At 62.2% G+C, this 24,549-nt stretch carries 30 protein-coding genes and 1 pseudogene; 14 read left to right on the top strand and 17 right to left on the bottom strand.

The window, feature by feature from the left end:
• Window positions 1–138: 138 nt before the first annotated feature.
• Genes WFH23_RS11260 through WFH23_RS11275 form a run of 4 tightly spaced genes read left to right on the top strand, consistent with a single transcriptional unit; the run spans window position 139 to window position 2,850 of the window.
• Window positions 139–612, top strand: coding sequence for a transporter substrate-binding domain-containing protein (locus tag WFH23_RS11260; protein WP_336662566.1), 474 nt, complete (start codon window positions 139–141; stop codon window positions 610–612).
• Window positions 609–1,607 carry a cation diffusion facilitator family transporter gene (locus WFH23_RS11265; RefSeq protein ID WP_336662568.1) on the top strand — a complete coding sequence of 333 codons (999 nt, stop codon included), beginning with the start codon at window positions 609–611 and terminating at the stop codon, window positions 1,605–1,607. The genes WFH23_RS11260 and WFH23_RS11265 overlap by 4 nt, the downstream gene beginning before the upstream one ends.
• Complete coding sequence (locus WFH23_RS11270) at window positions 1,604–2,296, top strand: pentapeptide repeat-containing protein (RefSeq protein WP_336662569.1); 693 nt, start codon at window positions 1,604–1,606, stop codon at window positions 2,294–2,296. Before WFH23_RS11265 ends, WFH23_RS11270 begins: the two co-directional genes overlap by 4 nt.
• A 20-nt stretch (window positions 2,297–2,316) precedes the next feature.
• Window positions 2,317–2,850, top strand: coding sequence for a GNAT family N-acetyltransferase (locus WFH23_RS11275; protein ID WP_336662570.1), 534 nt, complete (start codon window positions 2,317–2,319; stop codon window positions 2,848–2,850).
• Here WFH23_RS11275 and WFH23_RS11280 read toward each other — a convergent pair.
• Window positions 2,847–3,599 (bottom strand): SDR family NAD(P)-dependent oxidoreductase, encoded by a 753-nt coding sequence (locus WFH23_RS11280; RefSeq protein WP_336662571.1) that lies wholly within the window; start codon window positions 3,597–3,599, stop codon window positions 2,847–2,849. The genes WFH23_RS11275 and WFH23_RS11280 overlap by 4 nt on opposite strands.
• Before the next feature lie 148 nt (window positions 3,600–3,747).
• Between WFH23_RS11280 and WFH23_RS11285 the strand changes: the two genes are divergently transcribed.
• The gene (locus tag WFH23_RS11285) at window positions 3,748–4,845 is read left to right on the top strand and encodes an N-formylglutamate amidohydrolase (protein WP_336662572.1); all 1,098 of its coding nucleotides are present in this window, start codon (window positions 3,748–3,750) and stop codon (window positions 4,843–4,845) included.
• Between the two features lie 24 nt (window positions 4,846–4,869).
• Here WFH23_RS11285 and WFH23_RS11290 read toward each other — a convergent pair whose 3' ends face one another.
• The 7 genes from WFH23_RS11290 to WFH23_RS11320 all read right to left on the bottom strand — a co-directional run bounded on the left by WFH23_RS11290 (window position 4,870) and on the right by WFH23_RS11320 (window position 9,535).
• Window positions 4,870–5,685: an anaerobic C4-dicarboxylate transporter family protein gene (locus WFH23_RS11290; protein WP_336662573.1), complete on the bottom strand. Its 816-nt coding sequence runs from the start codon at window positions 5,683–5,685 to the stop codon at window positions 4,870–4,872.
• A 1,165-nt stretch (window positions 5,686–6,850) separates the two neighbouring features.
• Complete coding sequence (locus WFH23_RS11295) at window positions 6,851–7,180, bottom strand: DUF7882 family protein (protein ID WP_336662574.1); 330 nt, start codon at window positions 7,178–7,180, stop codon at window positions 6,851–6,853.
• Between the two features lie 175 nt (window positions 7,181–7,355).
• The gene (locus WFH23_RS11300) at window positions 7,356–7,913 is read right to left on the bottom strand and encodes a GNAT family N-acetyltransferase (RefSeq protein WP_336662575.1); all 558 of its coding nucleotides are present in this window, start codon (window positions 7,911–7,913) and stop codon (window positions 7,356–7,358) included.
• Window positions 7,910–8,269 (bottom strand): transcriptional regulator, encoded by a 360-nt coding sequence (locus WFH23_RS11305; protein ID WP_336662576.1) that lies wholly within the window; start codon window positions 8,267–8,269, stop codon window positions 7,910–7,912. The genes WFH23_RS11300 and WFH23_RS11305 overlap by 4 nt, the downstream gene beginning before the upstream one ends.
• Window positions 8,242–8,667 carry a hypothetical protein gene (locus WFH23_RS11310; protein ID WP_336662577.1) on the bottom strand — a complete coding sequence of 142 codons (426 nt, stop codon included), beginning with the start codon at window positions 8,665–8,667 and terminating at the stop codon, window positions 8,242–8,244. The genes WFH23_RS11305 and WFH23_RS11310 overlap by 28 nt, the downstream gene beginning before the upstream one ends.
• A 152-nt stretch (window positions 8,668–8,819) precedes the next feature.
• A complete protein-coding gene (locus WFH23_RS11315) occupies window positions 8,820–9,338 on the bottom strand; it encodes a TetR/AcrR family transcriptional regulator (RefSeq protein WP_336662578.1) in 519 nt (172 codons plus the stop codon).
• Window positions 9,338–9,535, bottom strand: coding sequence for a hypothetical protein (locus WFH23_RS11320; RefSeq protein WP_336662579.1), 198 nt, complete (start codon window positions 9,533–9,535; stop codon window positions 9,338–9,340). The genes WFH23_RS11315 and WFH23_RS11320 overlap by 1 nt, the downstream gene beginning before the upstream one ends.
• Before the next feature lie 121 nt (window positions 9,536–9,656).
• Here WFH23_RS11320 and WFH23_RS11325 point away from each other — a divergent pair.
• Window positions 9,657–9,764 (top strand): annotated as a pseudogene (locus tag WFH23_RS11325) (helix-turn-helix domain-containing protein); the annotation flags it as partial.
• Here the strand turns inward: WFH23_RS11325 and WFH23_RS11330 are convergent.
• On the bottom strand, window positions 9,761–9,898 hold the full coding sequence (locus WFH23_RS11330; RefSeq protein WP_336662580.1) for a hypothetical protein: 138 nt from the start codon (window positions 9,896–9,898) through the stop codon (window positions 9,761–9,763). The pseudogene WFH23_RS11325 and the gene WFH23_RS11330 overlap by 4 nt on opposite strands.
• 331 nt (window positions 9,899–10,229) lie before the next feature.
• Here WFH23_RS11330 and nrdH point away from each other — a divergent pair, with 331 nt between their 5' ends.
• Window positions 10,230–10,457 (top strand): glutaredoxin-like protein NrdH, encoded by a 228-nt coding sequence (gene nrdH, locus WFH23_RS11335; RefSeq protein ID WP_336662581.1) that lies wholly within the window; start codon window positions 10,230–10,232, stop codon window positions 10,455–10,457.
• A 346-nt stretch (window positions 10,458–10,803) separates the two neighbouring features.
• Here the strand turns inward: nrdH and WFH23_RS11340 are convergent, their stop codons facing one another.
• Genes WFH23_RS11340 through trxB form a run of 5 tightly spaced genes read right to left on the bottom strand, consistent with a single transcriptional unit; the run spans window position 10,804 to window position 14,636 of the window.
• Window positions 10,804–11,208: an arsenate reductase ArsC gene (locus WFH23_RS11340; RefSeq protein ID WP_336662582.1), complete on the bottom strand. Its 405-nt coding sequence runs from the start codon at window positions 11,206–11,208 to the stop codon at window positions 10,804–10,806.
• A 2-nt stretch (window positions 11,209–11,210) separates the two neighbouring features.
• Window positions 11,211–12,233 carry a metalloregulator ArsR/SmtB family transcription factor gene (locus WFH23_RS11345; RefSeq protein ID WP_336662583.1) on the bottom strand — a complete coding sequence of 341 codons (1,023 nt, stop codon included), beginning with the start codon at window positions 12,231–12,233 and terminating at the stop codon, window positions 11,211–11,213.
• Window positions 12,230–13,342 carry an ACR3 family arsenite efflux transporter gene (arsB, locus tag WFH23_RS11350; protein WP_336662584.1) on the bottom strand — a complete coding sequence of 371 codons (1,113 nt, stop codon included), beginning with the start codon at window positions 13,340–13,342 and terminating at the stop codon, window positions 12,230–12,232. Before arsB ends, WFH23_RS11345 begins: the two co-directional genes overlap by 4 nt.
• Entirely contained in the window at window positions 13,339–13,665 is a 327-nt protein-coding gene (gene trxA, locus WFH23_RS11355; RefSeq protein WP_336662585.1) for a thioredoxin, read from the bottom strand. Before trxA ends, arsB begins: the two co-directional genes overlap by 4 nt.
• A complete protein-coding gene (gene trxB / locus WFH23_RS11360) occupies window positions 13,662–14,636 on the bottom strand; it encodes a thioredoxin-disulfide reductase (protein WP_336662586.1) in 975 nt (324 codons plus the stop codon). The genes trxA and trxB overlap by 4 nt, the downstream gene beginning before the upstream one ends.
• A gap of 593 nt (window positions 14,637–15,229) precedes the next feature.
• Between trxB and WFH23_RS11365 the strand changes: the two genes are divergently transcribed.
• From WFH23_RS11365 to WFH23_RS11385, 5 genes are all read left to right on the top strand, one after another.
• The gene (locus WFH23_RS11365; protein ID WP_336662587.1) at window positions 15,230–15,886 is read left to right on the top strand and encodes a hypothetical protein; all 657 of its coding nucleotides are present in this window, start codon (window positions 15,230–15,232) and stop codon (window positions 15,884–15,886) included.
• A gap of 91 nt (window positions 15,887–15,977) precedes the next feature.
• A complete protein-coding gene (locus tag WFH23_RS11370; RefSeq protein ID WP_336662588.1) occupies window positions 15,978–16,166 on the top strand; it encodes a hypothetical protein in 189 nt (62 codons plus the stop codon).
• Between the two features lie 126 nt (window positions 16,167–16,292).
• A complete protein-coding gene (locus WFH23_RS11375) occupies window positions 16,293–16,589 on the top strand; it encodes a hypothetical protein (protein WP_336662589.1) in 297 nt (98 codons plus the stop codon).
• A 124-nt stretch (window positions 16,590–16,713) separates the two neighbouring features.
• The gene (locus WFH23_RS11380; protein WP_336662590.1) at window positions 16,714–16,920 is read left to right on the top strand and encodes a hypothetical protein; all 207 of its coding nucleotides are present in this window, start codon (window positions 16,714–16,716) and stop codon (window positions 16,918–16,920) included.
• A gap of 27 nt (window positions 16,921–16,947) precedes the next feature.
• The gene (locus WFH23_RS11385; RefSeq protein WP_336662591.1) at window positions 16,948–17,472 is read left to right on the top strand and encodes a putative immunity protein; all 525 of its coding nucleotides are present in this window, start codon (window positions 16,948–16,950) and stop codon (window positions 17,470–17,472) included.
• A 126-nt stretch (window positions 17,473–17,598) separates the two neighbouring features.
• Here the strand turns inward: WFH23_RS11385 and WFH23_RS11390 are convergent, their stop codons facing one another.
• Entirely contained in the window at window positions 17,599–17,865 is a 267-nt protein-coding gene (locus WFH23_RS11390) for a hypothetical protein (RefSeq protein WP_336662592.1), read from the bottom strand.
• On the opposite strand from WFH23_RS11390, the gene WFH23_RS11395 reads away from it, so the two are divergent.
• The gene (locus tag WFH23_RS11395) at window positions 17,858–18,148 is read left to right on the top strand and encodes a hypothetical protein (protein WP_336662593.1); all 291 of its coding nucleotides are present in this window, start codon (window positions 17,858–17,860) and stop codon (window positions 18,146–18,148) included. The genes WFH23_RS11390 and WFH23_RS11395 overlap by 8 nt on opposite strands.
• 486 nt (window positions 18,149–18,634) lie before the next feature.
• Here the strand turns inward: WFH23_RS11395 and WFH23_RS11400 are convergent, their stop codons facing one another.
• Together WFH23_RS11400 and WFH23_RS11405 are read right to left on the bottom strand one after the other, a co-directional pair.
• Complete coding sequence (locus tag WFH23_RS11400) at window positions 18,635–21,772, bottom strand: Ig-like domain-containing protein (protein ID WP_336662594.1); 3,138 nt, start codon at window positions 21,770–21,772, stop codon at window positions 18,635–18,637.
• 194 nt (window positions 21,773–21,966) lie between these two features.
• On the bottom strand, window positions 21,967–22,398 hold the full coding sequence (locus WFH23_RS11405) for a hypothetical protein (protein ID WP_336662595.1): 432 nt from the start codon (window positions 22,396–22,398) through the stop codon (window positions 21,967–21,969).
• Between the two features lie 684 nt (window positions 22,399–23,082).
• Between WFH23_RS11405 and WFH23_RS11410 the strand changes: the two genes are divergently transcribed.
• Window positions 23,083–24,549, top strand: a 1,467-nt coding sequence (locus WFH23_RS11410) for an Ig-like domain-containing protein (RefSeq protein ID WP_336662596.1), incomplete at its 3' end; no start/stop codon positions are given.

Below are 24,549 nucleotides of genomic sequence, written 5' to 3' on the forward strand. Positions count from 1 at the left end.
TAGTCGGGCAAAGGTGCGACCTGGGTCCATCAGTGTCCCGGATCAGTCGACCTCGGCGTATCGGACACATCGACTAGACCGAACCGGCGCGCGGCGCAACGAGTTGAGACCGCGGGAGGAATCTGAATATGGTCGGGTATGCGCAGATTTCTGAGCCTGGCAGCGGTCGCCTGCCTGGCACTCCTCACGGGCTGTTCATCCACGTTCCCCGCCGATCCGGAGGGGACGCTCGAGCGCGCCACCAACGGAACGCTCCGCGTCGGCGTCTCCGACAGTCCGCCCTGGGTCGAGACGTTCGACGATGCGAGCCCGGCCGGCACCGAACCGAAACTCGTGCAGAAGTTCGCCGAGCGCATCGATGCCGAAATCGAATGGACGGAGAACGGCGAAGAGCAGTTGTTCAAGGCCCTCGAACGCTGCGAACTCGATATCGTCATCGGTGGACTGACCGACGAGACTCCGTGGATCGATTTCGGGGCTCTCACGGTTCCCTATGCTGAGCAAGAGCGCGACGGAACCGCTGAGAAGCACGTGATGGCCGTCCGCATGGGGGAGAACGCGCTGCTCGTGGCCCTCGAAGAGTTCCTGCTGGCCGAGGGGGCGACACCGTGACGACGCACTTCGGGCGCACCGAACTTCCTCCGGCGCAGGAGGCCGCACTTCGTCGTGCGATCCGCCTCGAGTGGTACACGCTCGCATTCCTCGCGGTCGCGATCACCCTCGTGTTCCTCGTCATGGGGAGCTCGCAGGCGATGAAAGCGGCCTGGATCGAGGATCTTCTATCACTGGCACCACCGATCGCGTTTCTGCTCGCAGTGCGCATCGTGAACAAGCGCCCGACGGAGAAGTATCCCTACGGTTTCCACCGCAGCGTCGGCGTCGCGCACCTGGTTGCCGGCGTCGCGTTGTTCGCGATGGGAGCCTTTCTCATCGTCGACTCGCTGACCGGCCTGGTCAGCGGGGAGCATCCTCCCATCGGTACGATCGTGCTGTTCGGTCAGCCGATCTGGCTCGGATGGCTCATGATGGCCGTGATGGCGCTCACCATTCCGCTCCCGATCTACTTCGGCCGCGTGAAAATGAAGCTCGCCCGAGAGCTGCACGACAAAGTGCTCTACGCCGACGCCGACATGAACAAGGCGGATTGGATGACCGCTGCGGGGTCCATCGTGGGGGTCGCCGGCATCGGGATCGGCCTATGGTGGGCGGACGCGGCGGCCGCGCTCTTCATCGCCGGCAGCATTCTCTGGGACGGCATGAAGAACCTGCGGGCCGCGATCACCGACTTGATGGACACGCGGGCGACCACCTTCGACGACGACGAGCCGCATCCGGTCGCCCAGAAAGTCGACGCCTACCTGCGTGGTCTTCCGTGGACGAGCGAGGTGGGATCCCGAGTGCGCGATCAGGGGCATGTGTTCCACGTCGAAGCGTTCATCGTGCCCCAGCCGGACGAGTCGCCCTCGCTGCGCCAGCTGATGGAGGCGCGGGACGGGTGCATCGACATCGACTGGAAGGTGCAAGACATCGTGCTCGTTCCCATCGACGAGCTCCCCGAAGAAGTCGGCGGTTCGCGCGACGTGCGCCAATCCGAGCGCAACAAGTGAGCGCGCGTCGAGGGCCGGGTGAGCGGCCCGCACGTCGTTCCCAGACCGCCTCACCTCGAATCGCCGACTTCGTACTGGGTCATCTCGTCGACGCCGATGCGGAGCACATCGTCGCTCGGGGTGCATACGAGGCCAGCCGCTACGAGCGCGCTGATCTCTCGGGTCGCGACCTCACCGGTGTCGCGTTCACCGAGTGCGAGTTCGACGGGCTCGAAGCTCACGAGACCCAGTTGCTGGGAGCGCGCGTCATCGAGTCCCGAATCCAGCGCGCGAATGCGCCGGTGCTGAGGGCCGGACGCACGGCGTGGCGTGAGGTTCGCATTTCGAACTCACGGTTCGGCGCGGTCGAGATGTACGACTCTGATCTCGAGAGCGTGCACATCTCGGAGAGCAAGCTCTCGTTCGTCAATCTGCGGGCCTCGAGGTTGCGGGACGTGCAGTTCGAGCAGTGCGTCATCGAGGAACTCGACCTGGCGGAAGCGCGGGCCGAGCGCATTGCGTTCACGGGATGCTCGGTGCGCTCCCTCCGCCTCGACCACGCGCAACTGCGCGATGTCGACCTCCGCGAACTCGATCTCAGCAGTGTCAGCGGTGTCGAATCGATGCGCGGCACCATCATCTCCTTCACCCAGGCGGTCGACCTGACGAGCGCATTCGCTCAGCACCTCGGCATCACCGTCGCAGACTGAAGAAGCCGTACGCTGGGCCCATGGTCTTCAGTATCCGCTTCGCGCATGCTCCGGATTTGTCTGAGATCGAGAAGGTCGAGAACGCGGCGGATCAGCTCCTCATCGATCTGCTGCGACCCGAGCGCTGGGAACCGGCGCCAACGGGGGAGAGCCGGATTCGCGAGCCGGGGTACATACTGGTGGCCGAAACCGGGCACGCAGCGGTCGCCGGGTTCGTGCACGTGCTGGAGACCGAGGACGGCTGCCATCTGGAGCAGCTCTCAGTCGCTCCTGCGCACACGAGGCAGGGCATCGGGCGTGCGCTCGTCACCGCCGCGATGCGCGAGGCGGCCGAACGGGGCTGCCCCACGATGTCGCTGCGCACGTACGCCGACGTACCTTGGAACGCGCCGTTCTACCAAACGATGGGATTCGCCGAGCGGGATCCCGCGACACCGTTCCAGCGGGCACTTGTCGCCGTCGAAGAGTCGCTCGACCTCGACCGCTACGGTCGGCGGGTGCTCATGATCGCGGTGCCCTCCGAAGACTCGGAGGGCACCGCGCATCGAACTTAGACGGCCGTGTATCCGCCGTCGATGAGGTAGTAGGCCCCGGTGACGAACGAGGCGTCGTCTGAGAGCAGGAACCGCACGACCTTCGCGATCTCCTCGGAGCGACCAAGGCGTCCGAGGGGGTGCTTGGCGATGAGGCCGTCCTTCACCTCGGACGGGGCTCCGGCGAGGAGCGGCGTGTCGATGTAGCCGGGGCCGACGGCGTTGATGCGGAGGCCGGCCGGGCCGTACTCGGCTGCAGCGTTCTTCGTCAGTCCGACAACCGCATGCTTCGTAGCGGTGTACGCGGAGTTGCCGGGTGCCGCGACGGCGCCGTGGATGGACGCCATGTTGACGATCGCACCCTCGCTCGCTCCTGCCTCCAGAATGGCCGGGATCTGGTAGCGCAGACCGTACGCGACTCCGCTGAGGTTGATCCCCACCACGGTGTCCCACCCCTCGATGTCGAGTTCGCCGGTCGGTGCCGAGGGTCCGCCGGTGCCCGCGTTGTTGAATGCGTAGTTGAGCTTGCCGTATGTCTCGACGGTGAACTCCACCGCCTTGCGGCTGTCTTCAGCGTTCGCGGTGTCGCCCTGGATCGCCACCGCGGTCCCGTCAGCGGCCGTGATCTCGTCGGCGACGCGCTGAGCCGCGTCGAGCTTGATGTCCGTGATGACGACCTTCACGCCGTGCGCGGCAAGCTCCTTCGCGGTGGCCTCTCCAATGCCGGATCCGCCACCCGTAACGATCGCAACCTTGTCTGCAAATGCCATGTGTTGCTCCTCTACGTCCCGATCCACGGACCGCCTGCGCGTCGGATCGCGAGACTGTGTTCGCCCGCGTGGATCGCTGCCTCCAGCTTAACCGCGATCTCGCACGCCCCATCTAGTCAGCTGACAACCGCGGGGATACCCTGGGCACATGACCGCCAGTGATCTCGATCTCATCCCGGCCGGCACCGTGTACACGTCGGAGCAGATCACCCACTACGCCGACCCCGACACCCGAACCCTGGAACAGGCGGTCGTCGAAGCCGATGTGCTGGTGAGCGCTCCGCATGCGGGTGCGGCGATCCCCGAGGAGGTCGCCGAGTTCCTCTCACCGGAGCTCACGCGTCGCCTCCAGTACGACTTCAGCGACGTGTCGACGGCGGCGGTGGTGCGGCGATGGGCCGAGATCGATCCGCGAATCGTCGCTGTGGTGAACCCGCATCCGAGACTCGTGCGGGATCCGAATCGCCCGAAGCCCTCAGACATCCGCGCGGACCTCACAACGGCGATCGAGCGCGTGCGCAAGGCGGGACCGTGGCAGCGGGTCGACCTCACGGGTGTCGACGCGATACGACCCGTCACCTTCTCGTTCTTTCCGATTCTTCAGATTCCCGAGACCGATGCCGAGGTGCAGCGGCTGGTCGAGGCGTTCGACTCGGCTGCTGAGCAGGGACTCGGCGTCTACGAGCGTACCCGCGACGAGCTCACCGACCTGTTCCTGGCCCACGGGCTCGCGCACGGCGGATCCTTCACCCGATTGTCGTTTCACGACACGATGAACACGACGACGACGCGGGAGGGCGCCGTGTCGGTGCCGCGCGCCGAGCAGGACCGCCTTCCGGCCATCGTCGCCCTCTCGAATCGGGGCGACCATGACGGAGAGGAGCGCGATCCTGAAGATCCGCCTACGATGCGGCCCGAGGCGCTGCGAGATCTCGCTGCTGCCCATCGCGAAGGCTTCGAGAGTGCTGACCCGGCTGCCGTGCTCTTGAATCAGCCGTACCTCGGCAGCCAGGAGATCCGTGCCGACGGTGCGAAGTTCCGTCTGCTCGCGCAGGATGCGGGGGAGGCGAGCTTGCAGTTGGGAGCGGTGCAGGCGGAGTTTCTGCGGGAGTTCTTACTCGGCGCCGTGGCGACGGAGATCTTGCATGAGCCGGGAACCGAGTGGGTCACCGAGAACCGGGAGCACATCGACGCCCTCGCCTACGCGTGCAAGCGCTCCTGGGACGCGTTCCGAGACGTGCAATAGCGCGCTCTGGTCATTGAATCGCCGCTACCCACCCCACAGCGCCCCGAAGGCGGCTCCCGCGGCGATCGTCGTGGCCGCGAGCACGAGTGTCGGGACGAAGAACGAGTGGTCGACCAGCTTTGAGCCGAGCTTCGTGCTGCCGGAAGCATCGAAGTTCGCAGCCGCGATCTGCGAGCCGTTCGTCGGGAGCAGATAGATGCCGGCGAATGCTCCTGCCCACATGCCTGAGAGCAGCCCCAGTGGAATGCCGGCTGCGAGGCCGATCGGCACGATGGTCCGTGTCGCCGTCGACTGGCTCGTCGTGAGGACGCATACGAGGAAGACGCCGAGCGCGAAGATCCAGGGGACGGCCGTCACGAGACCGCCGACCCCACCGGCGATGAGCTCGGTGTGCGCTCCGAGGAATGTGTCCGTCAGCCACGCGAGACCGAACAGGGCGATCGCCGACACCATGCCCGCCTTGAAGACCGTCATCGTCGGAATCTCCGACACCTTCGGGCGTGAGATCAGCAGGATCAACGTGCCAGCGACGAACATGACGATCTCGATGATCGGTGTCATCGCGATCGGATCACCCGCCGCGTCGAGCGGGCGAAGTCCTTTGAAGAGGCCGAAGACGACGATCGCTGCGACTCCCAGCAGGAAGATGGTCGCCGCGTTGCGGCCGGCGGTGGTCACCGTCACCTCGGCGCGCACCGCCTGAGCGTTGGCATGGGGAGCCGCGATGTCGCCCGCTGCGATCTTCGCCTGGATCTCGGGATCGTCGGCGATGTCCTTGCCGAGTCGATTCACCACGATGCTGGAGAGCACGATGCCCACGACAGCAGCGGGAATGGTCACCTTCAGGACCTAAGTACGCGACCAGATTGGGCGTGTCGAGCACAATTCGTTGTCCCTCGAGAGTCCCTAATGCAGAACGTGCGGCAGCTCTCGACCGTCCCGCAATGATGGAATGCAAAACGCAGCTCGTGGCTACATAGTTCACAATCTCGTTCCCAAACGGATCGGTCCCATCTAAGGCTGCGAGGAGGCAGCCGCTAAGGAAATCTCGAGTTCCAGGTGGTGCGCCCAGAGAGTCAAGTGCTTCAACCATCTGAGTGACTCTTAACTGCGTTGGCTTGATGGTGCCACTCGGTGCACGCTTAACTGAGCCGTCATAGGTCTCTTCACTCCCAGTGATGCCCTTTAGGAGGACATCGATAAGAGTTTTCGCCCAGAGGTCGGACTGTTCTCTCGAAGGGGTGGTGACGTCAGACATTGCACGGGAGTGCACTTCATCTGTAAAGCGACTCATTGCGTCAGTGTGCCAATCCTTGGTGGCGCTAATCTCCTCGAGCCCTAATCGGGTAAGGCCCCACTCCACATTTGACCCATTGGTCTGTTCGCCGGCAAGTCCGCTTATATACGCTTGTCCCAGAGCTGCGACGACCCGTTCGAGTGAGACGCTCGATCCGGGCCAGACATCATTCACCCCTTCGTGGATACTCTGCACCGTCGCGGGCCCGGCCGACAGGAACTCAAGACAAGTGGAAACCAAGATTTCTCGTTCATTCGCAATTCGTTCCGAATTTAGGAGCAGATGTGCGGCGGTGAGCATCTCTGATCCTTGAGAAGCAACAGATTCGTCAGACACTACGGTATTAATGGCTTCCTCCTGAGTTCATCTCAATATTGCCACTCGGAGGGAAGACTGCTCATCAAAACCACAGATCTCGATGATTAAATGATCTCCAGGAGTAATCTTGGCTTTCTAAATCGGTCGTCTTGTTCCTCGTTCTTGGTCTACCTCTTGAACGATCAGTGTGAGTAGCGGGATTCGTGTCCGTCTACCGAACCTTCGCGGGCTGGCTAAAGCACGCTCTCGTCGGGGTCAACCCCTTTTGTGGATCATGTCCGCCGTTTCATAATGGCGGCGTCGTTCCGGATCTCCGTGTACCCCATACCTTTGACTGAGAACGACAGAACCGCCCCTTCCGAGACTTCCGGAGGGGCGGTTCTCTTGTACTCAGGCTATGTCGGGATTGTTCTTGACGTACCTTTCGGCTTCGTCCTCGTCGATTGCGATGAGCCCGCGCGGCGTGTACGCGAGCGCGTTCAATGCGCGCACCCAAGCCTTACTCATTTCTGGCTCTCGGCTTTCGGAGAAATGAAACGCCATGGTCGCGTGTGGCGACAGCCAGACGTACATACGGCCGTCGCCGCGATCATGCGGTTTCTGCCAACTGAGAAAGAAGCTCTCCTTCTTCTTGAGCTTCTGCCCGATTACGAACTGCAGGTGTGTGAGCAGTCGATCCTCGAACTCGTAGAGCCGACCGCCGTGTATAAAGTTCCCCATTTGCGGAGTCTGTCAGGGTTACCGGTCCGCGTCCGGGGGGGGGGGGCTATATCTGGTGAGGTGTGGGGTGTCTGATGCGACGCTTAGAAGGGCGTCTGACGGGAACGGCAATCGAGAATTGCTGGCGCGATAATGTGCACAGAGCGGGAACTCAATGCGACCCCCAGTGGGGTCCCTATTGAAGTGAGGCGGTCATCTTCCAGACCGGTGGACGAGAGGTACTTTCTGCACTCTCGGTGATGCTGAAGCCGTACCTCTCGTAAAGGCGGACGTTTCGCCGGTCGGAGGTTTCAAGGGCGATGGTGGATCCGCCACGGGCGCGGACCGCGTCGACTCCGAACGCGAGTAGTGCTGATGCTCGTCCCTGTCCTTGCTGCTCTGGCCTCACGCCCAGTGTCTCGAGTCGCCAGGCGCCCGCAGGTGGCTCCGACTGACTGAGTCGGTCGAGGCGGTCACCGTGTAAGGCAATGATCTGCTCGACCGTGTGCTCTTCGGGTGCTGGGGCGGTGGGAGGGATGAGCGCGATGACCCCGTCACCAGTAGCGGTCACTCCAACAATGCCGTGCTGATGGGCGTAGTCGAGGTACAACCGCTGGAGCGTGAGCAAACGCGCAGCATAGTCGGTGGTTGGGATCACGTATCTCGTCCAGGCGTAGTCCTCGAACGCGGCAGCGAGGGTTTCTGACGCGGCCTCAAGGTCCCCCGTGTCCGCATGCAGGATCGGAATCGTCATGGCTTACTCCTTTGCGATCCACCGTCGTGTTGCTGACCGCCGGCCTCGATGATGGCTTGCAGGGTGGCTAAGTGCTGGGCGAATGCTGCTCGTCCAGCATCCGTGATGGCAACCCAGGTTTTCGTACGCCTACCGGATGGTTCTTTGCGCACCGTCACGAGGTGCGCGGCCTCAAGTGTGGTGAGGGTCTGGGAGAGCGTGGAATCGCTCACCTCGAGAAGATTCGCGAGATACCGAAAGTCCGCGTCTTCCAGCTTTGCCAGTGCTGCGAGCAACGAGAACCTTACGGGGGAGTGAATGAGCGCGTCGATGTCTTTTCGTGGGTGGCTCATCGTCGTGAGCTCGGGAGAAGGCACGCGAGCATTGGAGTGATCGCAATCATGCCGGCCGCTACCCACCACCACGGTGAAGACAACCCGAAGAGTTGCAGCGCCGGGTCGAGCATCAAGGTGTACAGCGCGAACCAGGTGGCCAACGCGATCCCCATGTTGCGCAGCCCATTGCGGGGCACTGACTGGCGATAACGGAACGCGATCATCCATATCGAGATTGTCGCCACAACGAGGGGAGCGAACGCTTGCCAGTAGGGCACTCCAGCAACATCGATCGACAGCGTGAAAGCCAGCGTATATGCCGCCTGAAGGGAAACGAAAACTCGGAACCAGAGCGTTGCTCGCCGCGCATCTCGTGCAGCCTTCTCGCTGGCGACCACCAGCGTGCGCGCGTCATCTGTAGAGATATAATTCGTGGACATGAAAGCACTTTATCATACGTAAAGTGAAAGTACTCTCTTTGGCATCTTGCTTGCGCGCGAACCGATCTACTCGGGTTATCGTGCCTTATTCCCGAACGATGAAAATGGGCGGTCACATCGTTGGTAGCAATCCAATAGAGCGGGGATGCGCGTTAGGGGTTCGACTCGATACCCGATATGAAGGGTATAAGTGTGCGCTCAATGAGCGGACGGCGTTCTGATTGGGGCAGCATGAGGCACTGCACCGTGACTCCGTCGATCATTGCGAAGAGTTGCGATGCAGCATGGTCTGAGAGGTTACGGCTGATGAACCATCGCCGAAGTTCTTCATCGAGTTCAGCCGAGGCGGCGGCGAGCTCCGGGTCGGCAGCTGAGATCGCGGCGTAGGCGAGCCAGACTCGAGCGCGGCGCTCGCGTCGATCGTCCAGGGGGAGCCACTGCTGCACGAAGTCCATGAGTGTGACGGGCTGCGCGGCGACCACGTCCGCGAGAAACTGCTCTCCCGCGTAATCGAAACCGGCCCGCACCAATTCGCTTTTCGTTCGGTAGTAATACTGCACTTGGGCTGGGGATACACGCGCCGCCGCGGCAACCGTACGGACGCTGAGGGCTCCGACGCCTCGTTCGGCGAGCACAGTCAGCACGCCGTCGAGTAAGTGGGGGACTGTCATCAGTCTCGTGTTCGTCGCGACCCGACCATCGACCACGTGGTCGCCACGATCTCGATCAAGCCGAGCACTGCGAGTACCAGGCCGACTTGTCGCAAGCCGATAACCGGGGTTTCGACCTCAAGGAAAGCGAAGAACATCACCAGCCCCCCGACGATCATGACTATACCGACAACGAGTGCCCACGCGTGCTTGCTCATAGTTTTCCTCTTCTCGATACGAATGTACAATACGACCGTATGGGCCGGCCTGATGCCCTGTCAAGGCAAGGCCAACGGACACTCGGATCAACCCACGCGTGCGGTGTAGGACGCCGGCGATCGCACCGTCCAAGAAGTCGCAGACACCTTCGGCGTCAGCCGCGCAACGCTCTACCGTCACCTCGAAGCAGAACCGAGCAAAAAAGACGGTGCGAAACCGATGAGCTAATCGAGCCAGGCAACTTCCTCGACGCAGAACTTCTCAGGGAGGTGGCACGTCGTGTCCGCGTGAATCACGAGAGCAACGTAGGTGGCCGCCACGACCATGCCGATCGCGATCAGCACGCTGAACAACCTCTTCACGTTCACCCTTCATCGATTAGAGCGCACGTCGTGCGCCTGGAGGAGCCGGCACGGAGGCCAGCTCTTTTCTTCTCGGGCTACGCCCCGTTTTTGCAGTGAAGCCTTCGGCAGCATACGGCCACTTCGCGTTCCACCCAACCGGCCGCACCCCCGCTTCGCGGCGTTGCTTGACGGTACACCCTCGCGTGTCTGCGCCACGCAGGGGTGCCCCTCCGGTCACGCTCCACGCTGCGCGCCTTCGCAGGCACATACGTGCCTTCACGGCAAAAAACGTGAGGGAGGAAATCACGAACAGCGCGGGGTACCGCATCTAGGTCACAGGAGGCACACCATGAACACCATCACTGTGTACACGAAGCCCAGCTGCGTGCAGTGCACCGCGACCTATCGCGCTCTCGGCAGTAGTGGGATCGTCTACGACGTCGTGGATCTCTCGACTGACGAGGCCGCACTCCAGAAGGTCAAGGAGTTGGGTTACATGCAAGCCCCGGTCGTGGTTACCGATGACGATAACTGGAGTGGGTTTCGGCCCGACAAAATCGCCGGCCTTGTGGGCTGATTGAATCATCACGTGTGCTGCGCAGTGGAGTAGCCAACCTGAAAAGCAAAGGGCAGCAGTATGGGCGATCAGACATCGAAGCCAGGGGTGTGGATCCTGTAGTCGACAGAGGAATGGGATGACCACCTTTTGGGTGTTTTCTCCTCGGAGGATGAAGGGCAGAAGTTCGTCGAAGAACTCGAGGGAATTTTCTCGCCTTCTGAGCTGGTGTTCGTCCCGATTGCATATCCCGCGAAATACCGCAGCTCATCCAGTTCGGTGCGGCCCCCTCAAGTTCACTGAGCAGTAGGTAGCACGAGGGGCAGGAACCGACTGGTTCCTGCCCCTCAATCGTTCGGCACCCCGTTCAGTCGAGGAGTTCAGCGAGCAGCGTCTCAATGCGGTGCTTGATGTCGTCGCGGATCGGGCGGACAGCGTCGATGCCTTGCCCGGCGGGGTCGTCGAGCTTCCAGTCCTCGTACCGTTTGCCGGGGAAGAACGGGCAGGCGTCGCCGCAGCCCATCGTGATCACCACGTCGGAGTCCTGCACGGCCTCCGTGGTGAGGACCTTGGGCTGCTCAGCGGTGATGTCGATGCCCGCCTCTGCCATGGCCTCGACGGCGACCGGGTTGATCTGCTCTGCGGGCATCGACCCGGCCGAGCGCACCTCGACCCGACCTCCTGCGAGATGGCGGAGGTAGCCCGCGGCGATCTGGGAACGGCCGGCGTTGTGGACGCAGACGAATAGCACGGAGGGCTTCTGATCAGGCATGTTCAGTTCGCTTCTTTCGTTCCGATGGTGAGGGTCGTGAGTAGTGCGCGGACGCGGGCTTCGATGTCGTCGCGGATCGCCGCGACCCCCTCCGGGGAGGCGAGGGCAGGGTCGCCCACGGCCCAGTCCTCGTAGCGGACGCCCGGGATGATCGGGCACACGTCCCCGCACCCCATCGTGATCACCACGTCGGCGGCACGCACAGCGTCGTCGGTGAGCGGCTTCGGGAACGCCGCCCCAGCCTCCGGCTCGCCCTCGATCTCGGTCAGAAGAGACCGCACATGCGGGTGCACGTCGGCCGCGGGGGACGACCCCGCCGAGCGTGCGATCACGGTGCCGGCAGCGAACTGGTTGACCAGGGCGGCGGCGAGCTGGGAGCGGCCGGCGTTCTGCACGCATACGAACAACACCTGCGGTGTTCCCGCCGCGTGGTCCCGGGTGAGATCGGCCAGCCGCTGCCTCGCGAACCGCTCGGTGAGCGGGATCATGTGCCGGGTCACTTTCGCGGAGCGGACGAGGCCAGCGTAGGACTCGCGGACGATCGCGATCACCAGGTCCCGGTTCAGGCCAGTGAGCTCGTCCGCGAGTTCCTCGGCGAGGCGGGTGACGCGGGCGTCCATGTCGCGCAGCGCCTCTGCCCGCCCGGCGTCCTCGTGATCGGGGGTGCCGAGGACGGTGGCGGGGGCGAAGACGTCGAGCAACGCGGTGACGGCGGCACGGCGGGCGGGGACGATGCGGTACCAGACCCAGGTGCCGCGCCTGGCGGCGGTGAGCAGCCCGGTGTCTTTGAGGACTTTGAGATGGTGGGAGACGGTGGGTTGTGATACGTCGGCGAGTTCGGCGAGGTCGCACACGCACGACTCGCCGCGCGGGTCGGACGCGATCGCGGAGAGCATCCGCAGCCGCAGCGGGTCGGCCAGCGCCTTCATCGCGCCCGCCACCGCGGCGGCTGCTTCGGTCCCGATCGCGTGCTTCACCGACGGCGCGCACGCCTCCGCATCATTCAGCAGCAGGGTGTCGGTCATGAGGTCCTCGATCCAGTCGGCACAGCGGTCGACGTGTAGGGGTCGGTGTGGAACCAGGCTTTCGCAGCCCACAGGGAGACGTAGACGAGACCGACGAGCACGGGCACCTCGATCAGTGGGCCGACGACACCTGCGAGCGCCTGCCCGCTCGCGGCGCCGAAGGTGCCGATCGCGACCGCGATAGCGAGCTCGAAGTTGTTGCCCGCCGCCGTGAACGCCAGCGTCGTCGACCGCGCATACCCGAGCCCGAGCGCCTTGCCGAGCAAGAGCCCGGCGAACCACATGAGGGCGAAGTATGCCAGCAGCGGCAGCGCGATCCGGGCGACGTCGAGGGGGTTCTGGGTGATCGCGTCGCCCTGGAGGGCGAACAGCAGCACGATCGTGAACAGCAGCCCGTACAGCGCCCACGGCCCGACCCGGGGCAGGAACGTCTCCTCGTACCATTCCCGGCCTCGGCGCTTCTCACCGATCCAGCGGGAGGCGAACCCGGCGATGAGCGGGACGCCGAGGAACACGAGCACGTTGAGCGCGATCTGCCACACCGAGATCTCCAGCCCCTGCGTGTCGAGGCCCAGCCAGCCGGGCAGCACGGTGAGGTAGAACCAGCCCAGCACGGAGAACATCACGACCTGGAACACGGAGTTGACCGCGACGAGCACCGCGGTCGCTTCGCGGTCGCCGCAGGCGAGGTCGTTCCAGATCACGACCATCGCGATGCACCGGGCCAAGCCGACGATGATCAGGCCGGTGCGGTACTCGGGGAGGTCGGGCAGGAAGATCCAGGCGAGGGCGAACATGACCGCGGGGCCCGCGATCCAGTTCAGCAGCAACGAGGAGACGAGCAGGCGCTTGTCGCCAGTGACGGCCGCGACTTTGTCGTAGCGGACCTTCGCGAGCACCGGGTACATCATCACCAACAGGCCCAGTCCGATCGGCACGGAGATCCCGCCGACCTCCATCGCGGACAGCGCGTCGGAGAGCGCGGGAACGAAGCGGCCCAGCAGCAGACCCGCGATCATCGCGAGCCCGATCCACGCAGGCAGCCACTTGTCCAGCGTGGACAGCCGCTTCGGGGTCGCCGTGACAGGGGCAATGTGCGTTTGTGTCATGCGAGCAGCTCCTCGATCTTCGCGGCGTAGACGGGCTTCGGGTGCGCGCCGATGAGCATGTCCAACCGTTCCCCGGCCCGGTAGAACCCGAGCGTTGGGATCGAGGTGACCCCGGCCGCGGTCACGGCCTCCGGATTCTGGTCGGCGTTGATCTTCACGATTTTCACCCGACCCGCGTACTCCTCGGCGAGTTGATCGAGGATCGGGGCGATCGCCTTGCACGGTCCGCACCAGGCCGCCCAGATGTCCACCACGACCGGCAGCTCGGCCCCGACCATCTCGCTCTGGAACGTCGCGTCGGTGACAGGGGTGACAGTGTTCATGCGGAGACCTCCAGAACGGGCGCCGGCTGGGCGGCGGGGGCGAGATGAGAGAGATAGTGCTGGGCGTCCTGCGCTGCGGCGCACCCGGTGCCCGCGGCCGTGATCGCCTGCCGGTACGTGTGATCGACCAGATCACCGGCTGCGAACACGCCCGGCAGGTTCGTGGCCGTCGACGGGTGCGCGACCCGCACATACCCGTCCGGATCAGTGTCGACCTGCCCGGTGATGAGCTCGGAGCGCGGGTCATGCCCGATCGCGACGAACACCCCGGTCGCCTCCAGTGCCCGTTCGGCACCGGTGACCGTATCGCGTAGCCGCAGCCCGGTCACCCGTTCGCCGCCGAGGATCCGGGCGACCTCGCTGTTCCAGGCGATCTCGATCTTCGGATCGGCCAGAACCCGCTCGGCCATGATCTTCGACGCTCGGAACACATCGCGACGGTGCACGAGTGTGACCTTCGACGCGAACCGCGTCAGGAACAGGGCCTCCTCCATCGCGGAATCCCCACCGCCGACCACAGCGATCTCCTGGTCGCGGAAGAAGAACCCGTCGCACGTCGCGCACCACGAGACCCCGTGCCCTGACAAGCGCTCCTCCTCGGGAAGGTCGAGCTTGCGGTAGGCGGACCCCATCGTCAGGACCACCGCTTTCGCCCGGTAGGTATCACCGCTGCCGGTCGTGATCGTCTTCACCGGGCCGGTCAGGTCCAGACCGGTCGCGTCATCCATCAGGATGCGCGCGCCGAACCGTTCTGCCTGCGCCCGCATCGACGCCATCAACTCCGGCCCCTGCACACCATCGATGAAGCCGGGGAAGTTCTCCACCTCCGTCGTCGTCATCAACGCCCCACCGGCGGTCACCGACCCCGCCACCACGACCGGGGCCAGCCCCGCCCGTGCCGCGTAGATCGCCGCCGTGTACCCCGCAGGGCCAGACCCGACGATCACCAACTCCACCACTTGCATCGACATGTCTCTATATTGACATTCATTGAAACAGGCGCGCAAGGCCGGGGCAGGTGTTGGAGCGAGTGTTCATCCGCTGTTCAATCGCGGTGTGCGCTCGGGGTGCGCGGTCAGCGGCGACTCGCCGCGATCGGCGGTTCGACCGGACGGGATGGTTCGAGGGTCATGGCTGAGTAGCGCAGCATGGTTTCAGTGTCGATGCCGAAGAGGTCGCAAATGCCTGACGTCGCCACGGGCCTGTTCGACGTCGTAGAGAATCCGGTCGGTGCTCAGCGCCTGCGCGGTCACTCCAGCTTTCTTCCGTGGGAAGTCCTGGCCGGGTGGTGAGAGCCTGGGCGCGATCTGGATGGTGACGAGGGGTAGGGGTACTTCGTTTCTGGCCAGCGTCTGGTCCGGTTGTCGACCCGCGCGCTGCACCCCCACGAAGTGAGCAGGCTGAGTGGCTGCTCGACTGGCCTGTTGGACGTCGCGAGCTGTGCTGAATAGCTCGAGGCGGATCGTGATGGGGAAGTGCGCTGAGTACTGCGTCTAGGTGGTGAGCCCCGAGATCCCGTGTAGCGGATCGACACCGGGGGAGTACCTCCAGCAAGGAGATGCAGATGCCCGAAAACGTGAACGCCTTTGACTCCGGATACCGGCTCGAACCCAAGCCCTGGTCGACTGGCGCCGGCGCCGCCTCGGACGACTACGGCAAGGTCGATTTCACCGATGAATTCGGTGACACGGTATTCACCGGATGGGTGCAGAAGACCGAGTCCGGCTACATCCTCCGCGTCGACGAGCACCAGGACGTCGAACTCGGCTTCGAGACCAGCAGTCAGCGGCAAACGCGGGAGGCCGCGATGATGCTGCTCGATCAATCGCTCCGCGTCATCACCGCGCGACACGAGAGCGCCGTCTCAATGCACGAAGATGATCCCGACACATTCGGCGCCGGCCACTATGTGATCGAGAACACCGCGGGGGATCAGTGTCTTGCCCTCACTGAGCAGTACGTCGGCACTGATTCCTCAGACCCGGACCGGGTACCGAATTCGTGGAAGATCGATCGCTATACCCGAGCTCATCGTGATGCCCGGTGGGAGCTGCGAGGGACGCGCACATACGATGTGGACGAAGTTGAAGCGCTCATCGAATTCATGGCCGACTGGGTGAATCACCGCGCCCGCGAACAGTCCACTCACGATGCGCTCCGCGCCCCCGCGCAGGCATCGCAGCACCAGCAGCAGGCGCAGTCGGCGGGGCCGACGTACTGAGAACAGCGATCATCATGCTTCAGAGCACCCTGGCCCGCTTCACACCGTGCCAGGGTGCGCTGATCTATAGGCAGGCATCTATCCTGAGCGTATGCGTGCTGCAGCTCTCATCTACCCCAACGCCGCCACCATCGCTCAGGACCAACGTCACCTCCGAAAGTCTGACAACTTCGCGAGCGAGCTCATTGAGGGAGCTGAAGCATCCACGTGGGAGGCTGCGAAGATCGCGTGCCTGATCCCTGCAGGCGCGATGATCCTGGGCTGGCAGCGCATCGGTTAGTGCACGCAATCTGAGATCGCGGCCTCTTCAAGGCGGTCACAGAACGACGGCTCGTCGTCCAAGCAGGCGATCGAGCAAGGTGGGCTACTTCCCGAGAGACTTCGACCGTCAAATCGCAAGGTGTTTATGGACAACCTGGAAAGGGAGGACCACATGAAAGTTCGATACGTGGAACGACACGAGTTCATTGAGACTTCTGATCCGAACCCGATTTATCGAGTCACCTTCACCGCCGGTCCCGAACATCCCGCACCGTGGACGAACCTTGAAGCCGAGCACGAGCTCGTTGACGTTGCAAATATTCATGAGCTGTTGAGATGGATCAGCGACAACGCTCACGGTCGACCCGTCGAAGCATGGGTGAAAGCATGGGACGTCTACGACGACGGTACGCCTTACGAATGTCTGTACCAACTGCTGTGAGAGAGCCTGGTGAGACCACAGCTGAAGCACCCACGAGGGAGGCCGCAAAGGTCGCGTGCCCGATCCCTGCAGGCGCGATGATCCCTGGCTGGCAGCGCATCGACTGACACTGAAAGGAAGAACGATGACCTCGTCCCAATCGTCTGAGAACGAAGTATGGATACTGACGCTCGAAGGAGAGCTCGACCACCCCGTCATCGGAGTGTTCGACAACAGGAAAGCGGCGGACGAGGCTGCCGAGCTCTACACACGCACGTTCCAGCGCACCCAGGTGAGCTATACGGGCTACACGATGAATGCGTTCGTAGGTAACTGGGCCAACGACGAGTAACCCGCAAATGCGCGCGACAATGGAGACATGGGAGCGGGAGACTTTGATCTGACAACGGACGAGCTGCGAGTTGTCGTCAGGTTCGCCTCCGACTGCGCTCAGGAGCTACTTCCCTACTTTGAAGCCGTCGCCCCTGAAGACTCACGGCCCCGCGAGGCGATCGACGCGGCACGCACATTTGCCGACGGAGCTCCACGCTCGAACCTGCAACGCACGGCCGCCTTCGCGTCGCACCGCGCCGCTAAAGGTGTCTCCGATGAGTCGGCCCAGCTCGCGGCACTCGCTTGCGGCGACGCCGCGGCAGCAGCTTACCTCCACCCAATCGCGAAAGCATCGCAGGTCGGCCACATACTCCGCGCCGCCGCCTGCGCCGCACGGGTGACCGAGCTGAGAACAGGAACGACGGACGTCAATACGGTTGGAGTTCTGGCCGGTCGAGCGACTCCACAACTGATCGAGATACTTCGTCGATATCCGGCTGCGTCGCCTGGTAGCTCCCGGCTATCACAGCTGATGAACGCACTCGACTCCGCCATTCGGGGCCGAAACTAATGCCGAGAGTCGTATCTCCCGAAGTGGAGTGCCCACCGGGTGGGCACCCCCTCACAGCAGAGCGCCCTGCCACGGTGATTACCGCGGCAGGGCGCCCTGTCAGCTCCGAGAGTGGCTTAGCGCTCTCTAGTACGGGTTCTCCGTGCCGATGTTCTGATCGCCGGGGTCCGTGAGGTCCAGGAGGAAGTCGTCGACGGACGATTCCTTGTGCTCGATCCAGAACTTTGCCCGATTGATCCGGCGCGCGAGCGTCGTGACCTTCTCGTCGTACTCGTCCTCAGTCATCCGTTCCGACTGCACGAGCTCCTCGTACAAGAGCCGCAGCGCGTCGTAGCGCAGTTCGGTGCCGTACGGGATCTGCTTCTCAAAGCCCTGCAGCGGTGGCATGTTCATTCGCTGCGCATCGTGGCTCGAAGCGCTCGGCGAGCAGCTCCCGGACGCCGAAACAGAATGGCGCAGGCGCGCCGTCACCGTCGCCTGCTTCCGCGACCTGTACGGCATCGATACCGACGAGCCGCTCGGCCGTGAGCACGCGCATGCCCGGAACCGGGAACGCGATCGCCAGATCGCCGCAGCGGCACTCAGAGTCGATCCTGCAACCCTGATCGAGGGCAGCTACATGCCCGCAGAGCAGGGCCCTGACGTGCTGCCGAGTGCGCCTGTCATGGGTTACTGAGCTTTAGTGACGCTTGCTCTTAGCTCATCGCGTCGAATTTGCATGCGATCTGCCATCTAGTCCCATTCGGTTGGTTTCTTCAGTTCTCCTGGAGTGGCTCGTGACTGGTCTGAACGGGGCCTTCCACGTTTCGCCGTTCAGCGTCACAAGCCTCGACAGGTACGACACTGTTGAGCGGTCAGATCAGCAGCCACGCCGCGCGAAAGGACAACGGACGCGCTTGTCGTGGCTGCTAAGCCAGTGCCGAAGTTCTTGATCTCGTTGCTCAACCCTTGAGACGCACAATTGGAACCCCGAGTACGACGGGTGCGGACCGCGTCGCGGGTAGTCGTGAACGACGAACTTCGGAGATACAGGCAGCGCTATCGGCAGCGGGCGCCTAGGCACGAAGCGTCTTCACACGCAGACAACAATGGAGCTTGACGTGGTCCTCGGGATGAGGACCACGTCAAGCTCCGGGACCAGTGCTGGATTAGGGCAATGCTCTCAAGAGTGCTGGCGCCTGGTCCGCTTTCGTGTGGCGAAGCACAGGAGTCCTACGAAGAGGAGTAGGGCTGCGCCACCGATGAATCCTCCTGTGGGGGGACCGCCGGTCGTCGCAAGTGCCGCATGGGTGGTTTCAGGCGAAACACTCGAAGGGTTCTCAGAACTTTGAGATACATCCGCAGCGTTCCCGGTGCGTTTTGGGGCAGGATCCTTGTCCGATGCTGGACCAGTATGGTCCGGTTCCGGCTTTGGATCAGTGTCCTCCGTCCCAGGTTTCGGATCGGCGTCTCCAGGTGCAGGTTGCTCATCGGGGGTAGAACCGGGGCCAGGACCTGTGGACACGTCAAGCGGAAGGACCACAACTGTCACCGTCGCGGTGGATTCACGGCCGAACTGATCCGCAATTGTGTAGGTGAAAGTTGCAGTTCCCACAAAGTCCGGTGCCGGTGTGAACTCGATGCTGCCGTTCTCATTGACCGTGACGGACCCGTCTGGAGTTTCGGTGACGGAGACGATAGTGATTTCGGATCCATCGTCGTTGGTTAGCAAGGGAATCTCTACAGCCACACCGGTCTCAGTTTCTGCCGCGTCGTCCCCTGACACCGGCCCAGGAATGAACTGTACGGGGCTTGTGCTTGTCACACTGATTGACCCATTGGGTTCGCGCGACCCAAGGTCGGTGTTCGAAAGTTCTGCCGTGTCGACTGAGTACCAGGGGTCGAGCTCGAACGAGGCCGGGTCCTCGGTAACAACGCAGTCATCGTTATCCCAGATCTTGAAGGCGGGCAACGAGGCCGAGGACTGGCCCGCGGGAATGGTGATCTCCCACGGGATCGGGTCTTGATTGGAGCAGGTGACAATACCTGTAAAGGTCAGATCGACGGGAGCACCTGCCTCGCCCAGGCCGGTGAGGGTTTTCGTGATCTCGACATCAGAACGTGTGTTGAAAACCTGGTAGGTCTGCGTTGTCTTGTTCGACCCCATGTTGATGTCGTAAACCGCGTCAGCATCGGGTCCGCTTTCCACCGTTCCGGTTGCTGTGTAAGTTGCCATCACCGGTCCCGCAGTACCTCGAAGTGTGATCTCGATGAAGTCTCGCCCTCCGCTGAGTAACGGAATTTGCGATGAGATCTTTCCCGTTTCTTCGTCAAAATGAATCTCTCCGCATGTCGAGAGTGTGCCGGGTGCACACTCTGAGGTTTCGAACACGAAACCGGCAGGAAGTGGCAGTTCGAAAAGCGCATTCTTGGCGGCCGACGAACCGGAATTTGATACACGGATTGTGAACTCAACGTCGTCCCCAGCGGAAACGACGTTCGGCGAAATATCCATACTGATGGCCAAGTCCACGCACGACAACTGCGACTTGGACACCTGATGGTTATTGCTCGAATCAGTATCCGCGACGGAATCCGTTGAAGTGATCGCGGCGGAGAAGTCGAGAGTGCGATTCACACACACGTCCAGTTTCGGTTCGACCGTGTACACAATTGTCACCTTCGACCCAACCGGGAACTGGGGGACAACGGTCCTCCAGGGCACCACGTCCATACTCGCATTCGGGCCACGTTTGAGAACTCGAGAAGCCTGATTCACGTCCGGGCACTCAGCCCCAGCCTCCGCAACGCATGAGACAACGCGGACGTCGGCTGCGAGTTCAGCTCCGGTATTCGAACCAAGATTGATTCGAGCACCATCGGCGTCGGTTGGCCCAAGGTTCGAGTACTCCGCGGTATACGTGGTTGGGGTGTCAGGAGTGAAACTCGATGTCGACGCGCTGATGTTCGCCGCAAGATCGGTACCCGGGCACGGCCCGGCCTCAACGCTTGCCTTCACAGAAGTTGTAGGAGAATTTAGCCCAGACGCATTCGCCGCTGCTTGATTCGTGACGGAGCCCGTGCCGCACTCGGCCATCTCGATGTTGAGCTCGTAGGTGACTTTCAATTCTGCCCCAGGATCGAGAGTTCCCAGCACCACGCCCCAGGCTCTTGACCAGCTTTCCACTGAGATTTCGCGATCGACGATTCCCGGTGGGCAGTTTCCGCCCCCGAAATCACAGTCAAGAATGCGGACCGAAGCCGCAGTCACTTTCGAGAACGACATTTGATCGATAAAGTTCACCTGCTCGGCTGGCACGGCACCGTCGTTTCGCACTGTGACGGTATACACGTTCTTCGGAGATTCAGGCGTGAGGAGCTTCTGTTCCTGAGTTTTCGACACTGTGAGGTGGGCCTTCTCGGGGCAGGCTGGTTGAACGATCGGTACACCAGCTGCGGACGAGGTGTTGTTCTTGAGATCGGTATCCACGAGGTGGCTCGGGGCTGAGATCTCACTCTGCATGAACGTCTTATACGCGCCGCACCCGTCCGGGACGACGATGTCGTATACGACAGTAAAGGATGCCTGGGCCGGAAAGGTTCCCAGAGTTCTCGTCCATAGCGTGCCTGAGTTACTCACGGTGCCGTCTGCGATGTGGGCGGGGCATTCCATGCCCTCTCCGGTGCAGGAGATTACTTTCACCTGACCCTTACCTGAACTAAGACGCATCAGAGATCCATCGGCTGGTGCGGGGCCAGCATTGGTCACCGTGGCACGGAACCGTACGGGTTCACCCATTTGCGCTTCCGAGCTCTCTGCCACGACCGTTGTCGAGACGTCGACACTCACATTCATGATCGTATTGATCGACGCGAAGTTGGTGCTCGGGTCGGATTCGGTCACACCCTCGGGGACAGTCACCGTACTGGTCGCGGTGACCGAGCTTGGTGAGGCCGCTCCGAAATGGCCGGTGAGCGTGATCGTGACCGTTCCGAGGTGCGGCAAAACTGGGAAGACACCGCTCGCACCCGACCCGCCAACATCCAAATCGGTCGGGCACTGCGCGCCATTCGCAGCGACACAATCAACCTGCAGATCGGTGACTGACTCCGGGAGTTGAACGGACACGGTCGAGCCCGCAGCGTCCGACACTTGGTTGTTGTCGATGCTGACCGTGTACGTGAAAGCCTCTTTGGGAAGTGCGTTCGATGGGCCCGTGATATTGGTTTTCAGGTCCACTACGGTGGCGTTCTCGGTTGCGTTCGCAGCAACGCCGAAATGCTGAAGCATTGTCACCGATAGCACGACCATCACCACCATCGCGATGAACGGATTCGTTCTTGGACGAATTCTGGTTCTCAAGATTGTGTTCTTTCTTTTTCGGTCCTGCTGACGGCACGATGGTGAAGGTGTCACCGATGCCCGCAGGGGAGGGCAGTTTTGGGGGTGCCAAAGGTGCGCGAATCACGTCATCAGAAGAGGACAATGCGGCTGCGCGCTATTCGAGCCGACTATTAGAAGCGGCGAACTCTGTCAAAGAGTGACGGCTCCAAGTCAAATGGAGTGGGGGATACGACGCCCACCCGGACGGACTCTGGCAGCGGGACGGTGAGGAGCCCCGCGAGTGCATCCAAGAATTCCGGGCGGGTGTCAACGGCAGAAGGTGCCATGTCCGTGAAGATGTAGCGCCCAGCACCGTAAGGCGTCAAACCCGCGGCATAGTCCTGCAAAACAGCATCTGCCGCTCTCCCGCAGACCGTTTGAAACTCTTCTTCATAGTCTGCAACCTGAATGTCGTCGGAGAGCAGTACCAACGGTTCGAGCCGTGCACCACGAATTGCGCCCTCAAGGATGCTTGAGCACGCTGTCGTCCAATTGTCGTTGAACGAACCGAGAAACAGTGTTCGGGCCGGAAAGGCGTATTTTTGGTGCGGCATCGACTTCATGCTCCGTACTTCTGGTGAGCTGAGTGACTGGACCACTCCATCGCCAATTCTGTGAACGCCTTCAGCGGAAGATGAGAGTGAGAGGATCATCCGTTCAGAAGGATGAGGTGGGTGTGTGGAACCGTCAGGAATCCCGCGGAAAACACACCCCCACGATGTCCACTCGAGCACGGTCGCTGTGTGGACAAGAACCAAGTTACGGAACCCGGGTTCGTCGCGACCGGGTTGCTCGGCCTATTCAGTGGAAGTCGACCGGTAAATCCGTAGGAAGACGACGCGAGTGCGTGAATTTTCCTGACACCCGCGTGCGCTGATCTAACCCGAAAGCAGACCGCCACGCTTCTCGCATCGGTCTCAGCTGTGGCCCGCAATGAGCGATGCCTACCAGGGTCCATCGCCGGCGGAGCTCGACTCCTACGCACCGCCCACTGGTATTTCACGCAAGCGGTCGGGCGGCGCACGTAATCGGTTGCTTTCACCACTGATGGCGGTCGAGTTCGATCTTCCAAGCACAGCCGTTACGTGATGGTAGATATGGCCCCTTGGTGGGTCTAGGGGATGACCGACCAAGTGTCATCGTGCGCCCATTGATGGCTTAGGTCAGTCCTTGCGCCCGGAACCAGTGCTGTGGCGCTCGGATCTGCCTCAACTTCGCCACTGTCCTCTGCGTCAAAGAAGGAATCCATGACTACGCTAAAACACCACTCCAAAGTCGGACGAACAGTCCGCTTGGCGGTGGGACTTCTCCTAGTTGCTTTTACCCTTTTAGCTGGGACGGTGCCGGCTCAAGCTGCGGGACCCGCGTTTGACTATCCAGCTGCAGTCGATCCCGGCTCTATCGAGCTCTCCCGCACAGGCGATCCTGACGCCCCACTGAATACCGGGCATCGCCTGCAGGTCACTGCAACCTGGAGCGTCCCAGATAGTGCCCAGGGCGGAGAGACATTCGGTCTCACTCTGCCGGAAGAGTTCTCCGGATATACCGGTGAGTTCGCGATCCCAGCTACAGACGACCCCACTCAGACGGTGGCCAACTGCGTTGTGTCATCCGGCCGAGCGGGCACCGTTACTTGCACCTTGACGGACTACGTCAACGAGCGATCCGATGTACGAGGTGAGCTCTGGTTTGTAGTACTGGTGGAAAAGGCTACGCAGGAAGACGAAGTGAAGTTCGTAGTAGACGACGAAGTCACTTTGGTTGAGCTTCCCGGGCCTGGCGGCATTGTGGGAGTCTCACCCCTGTCGCCGGACTACTTCAAGGGCGGTTGGATCGGTCAAGACGGCAGCCTCGGATGGCAGGTGCACTTCCCTGGGGCCCAGGTCGAAGCTCTTCCAAGTGTCGTGGTCGAAGATCACTTGACGCCGGCGGGGGCAACGACCCAGGAACACTACGGTGTCGAAGGATCCATTCGCGTCTCCTCAAAGACCGAAACCGGAATCTCGGAACGAATCACGAACTGGACGGGAGGATGGAATGAAGACAAAACCTCATTCCGCATCGAAATCCCTGGCCCGTTCAACCCGGACGCCAGCTACTACGTGGTCTATCACACCGAACCCATTGTCACAGCTGAAGGTGACATCTACGCCAATGAAGCCACGATCAGTGGCGTTCAGGTGAAAGCCCAGCAGACTTGGTCGGCCAGTGGCGGCGGCAACGGTATTGGTAAGGCACTTGGACAGTTCGCGTTGTCCAAACTGGTGACCGGAACGAGTGCGACTGCGGTGCCAAGCGACACCGCGTTCACCGTCAACTACTCCTACGGAGATCCCGTCGAGGAACGGTCAATGACAGTGCTCGCTGACGGCACTGCCGTCTACAGCGCGCGCGTTCCCGACGGCACCGTCGTGACGCTCGAAGAGGTCAACCTGCCTGACGTCCCGGGAGTCGTTTGGGGTACTCCCAAATTCACGGGTCCAGGTATCACGGAACTCGGAGACGGCCGAGCTCAGATCGCCCTCCATGAAGGCGGAGCGGTGTCTCTATCACTGACGAACGACGCTGGTGAGACGCCACCGATCCCTGAAGAACCCATCACCCCGGAGGAGCCTTGCACCCCTGGGGTTCCCGGAACGCCGGCGGAGCCCGGTACTCCGGAAGAGCCCTGCGTCCCGGAGGAGCCTGTCACGCCGGAGGAGCCTTGCACCCCT

The sequence above is a fragment of the Leucobacter sp. USHLN154 genome, from assembly GCF_037145595.1.
GTDB classification, from domain to species: Bacteria; Actinomycetota; Actinomycetes; order Actinomycetales; family Microbacteriaceae; genus Leucobacter; species Leucobacter alluvii.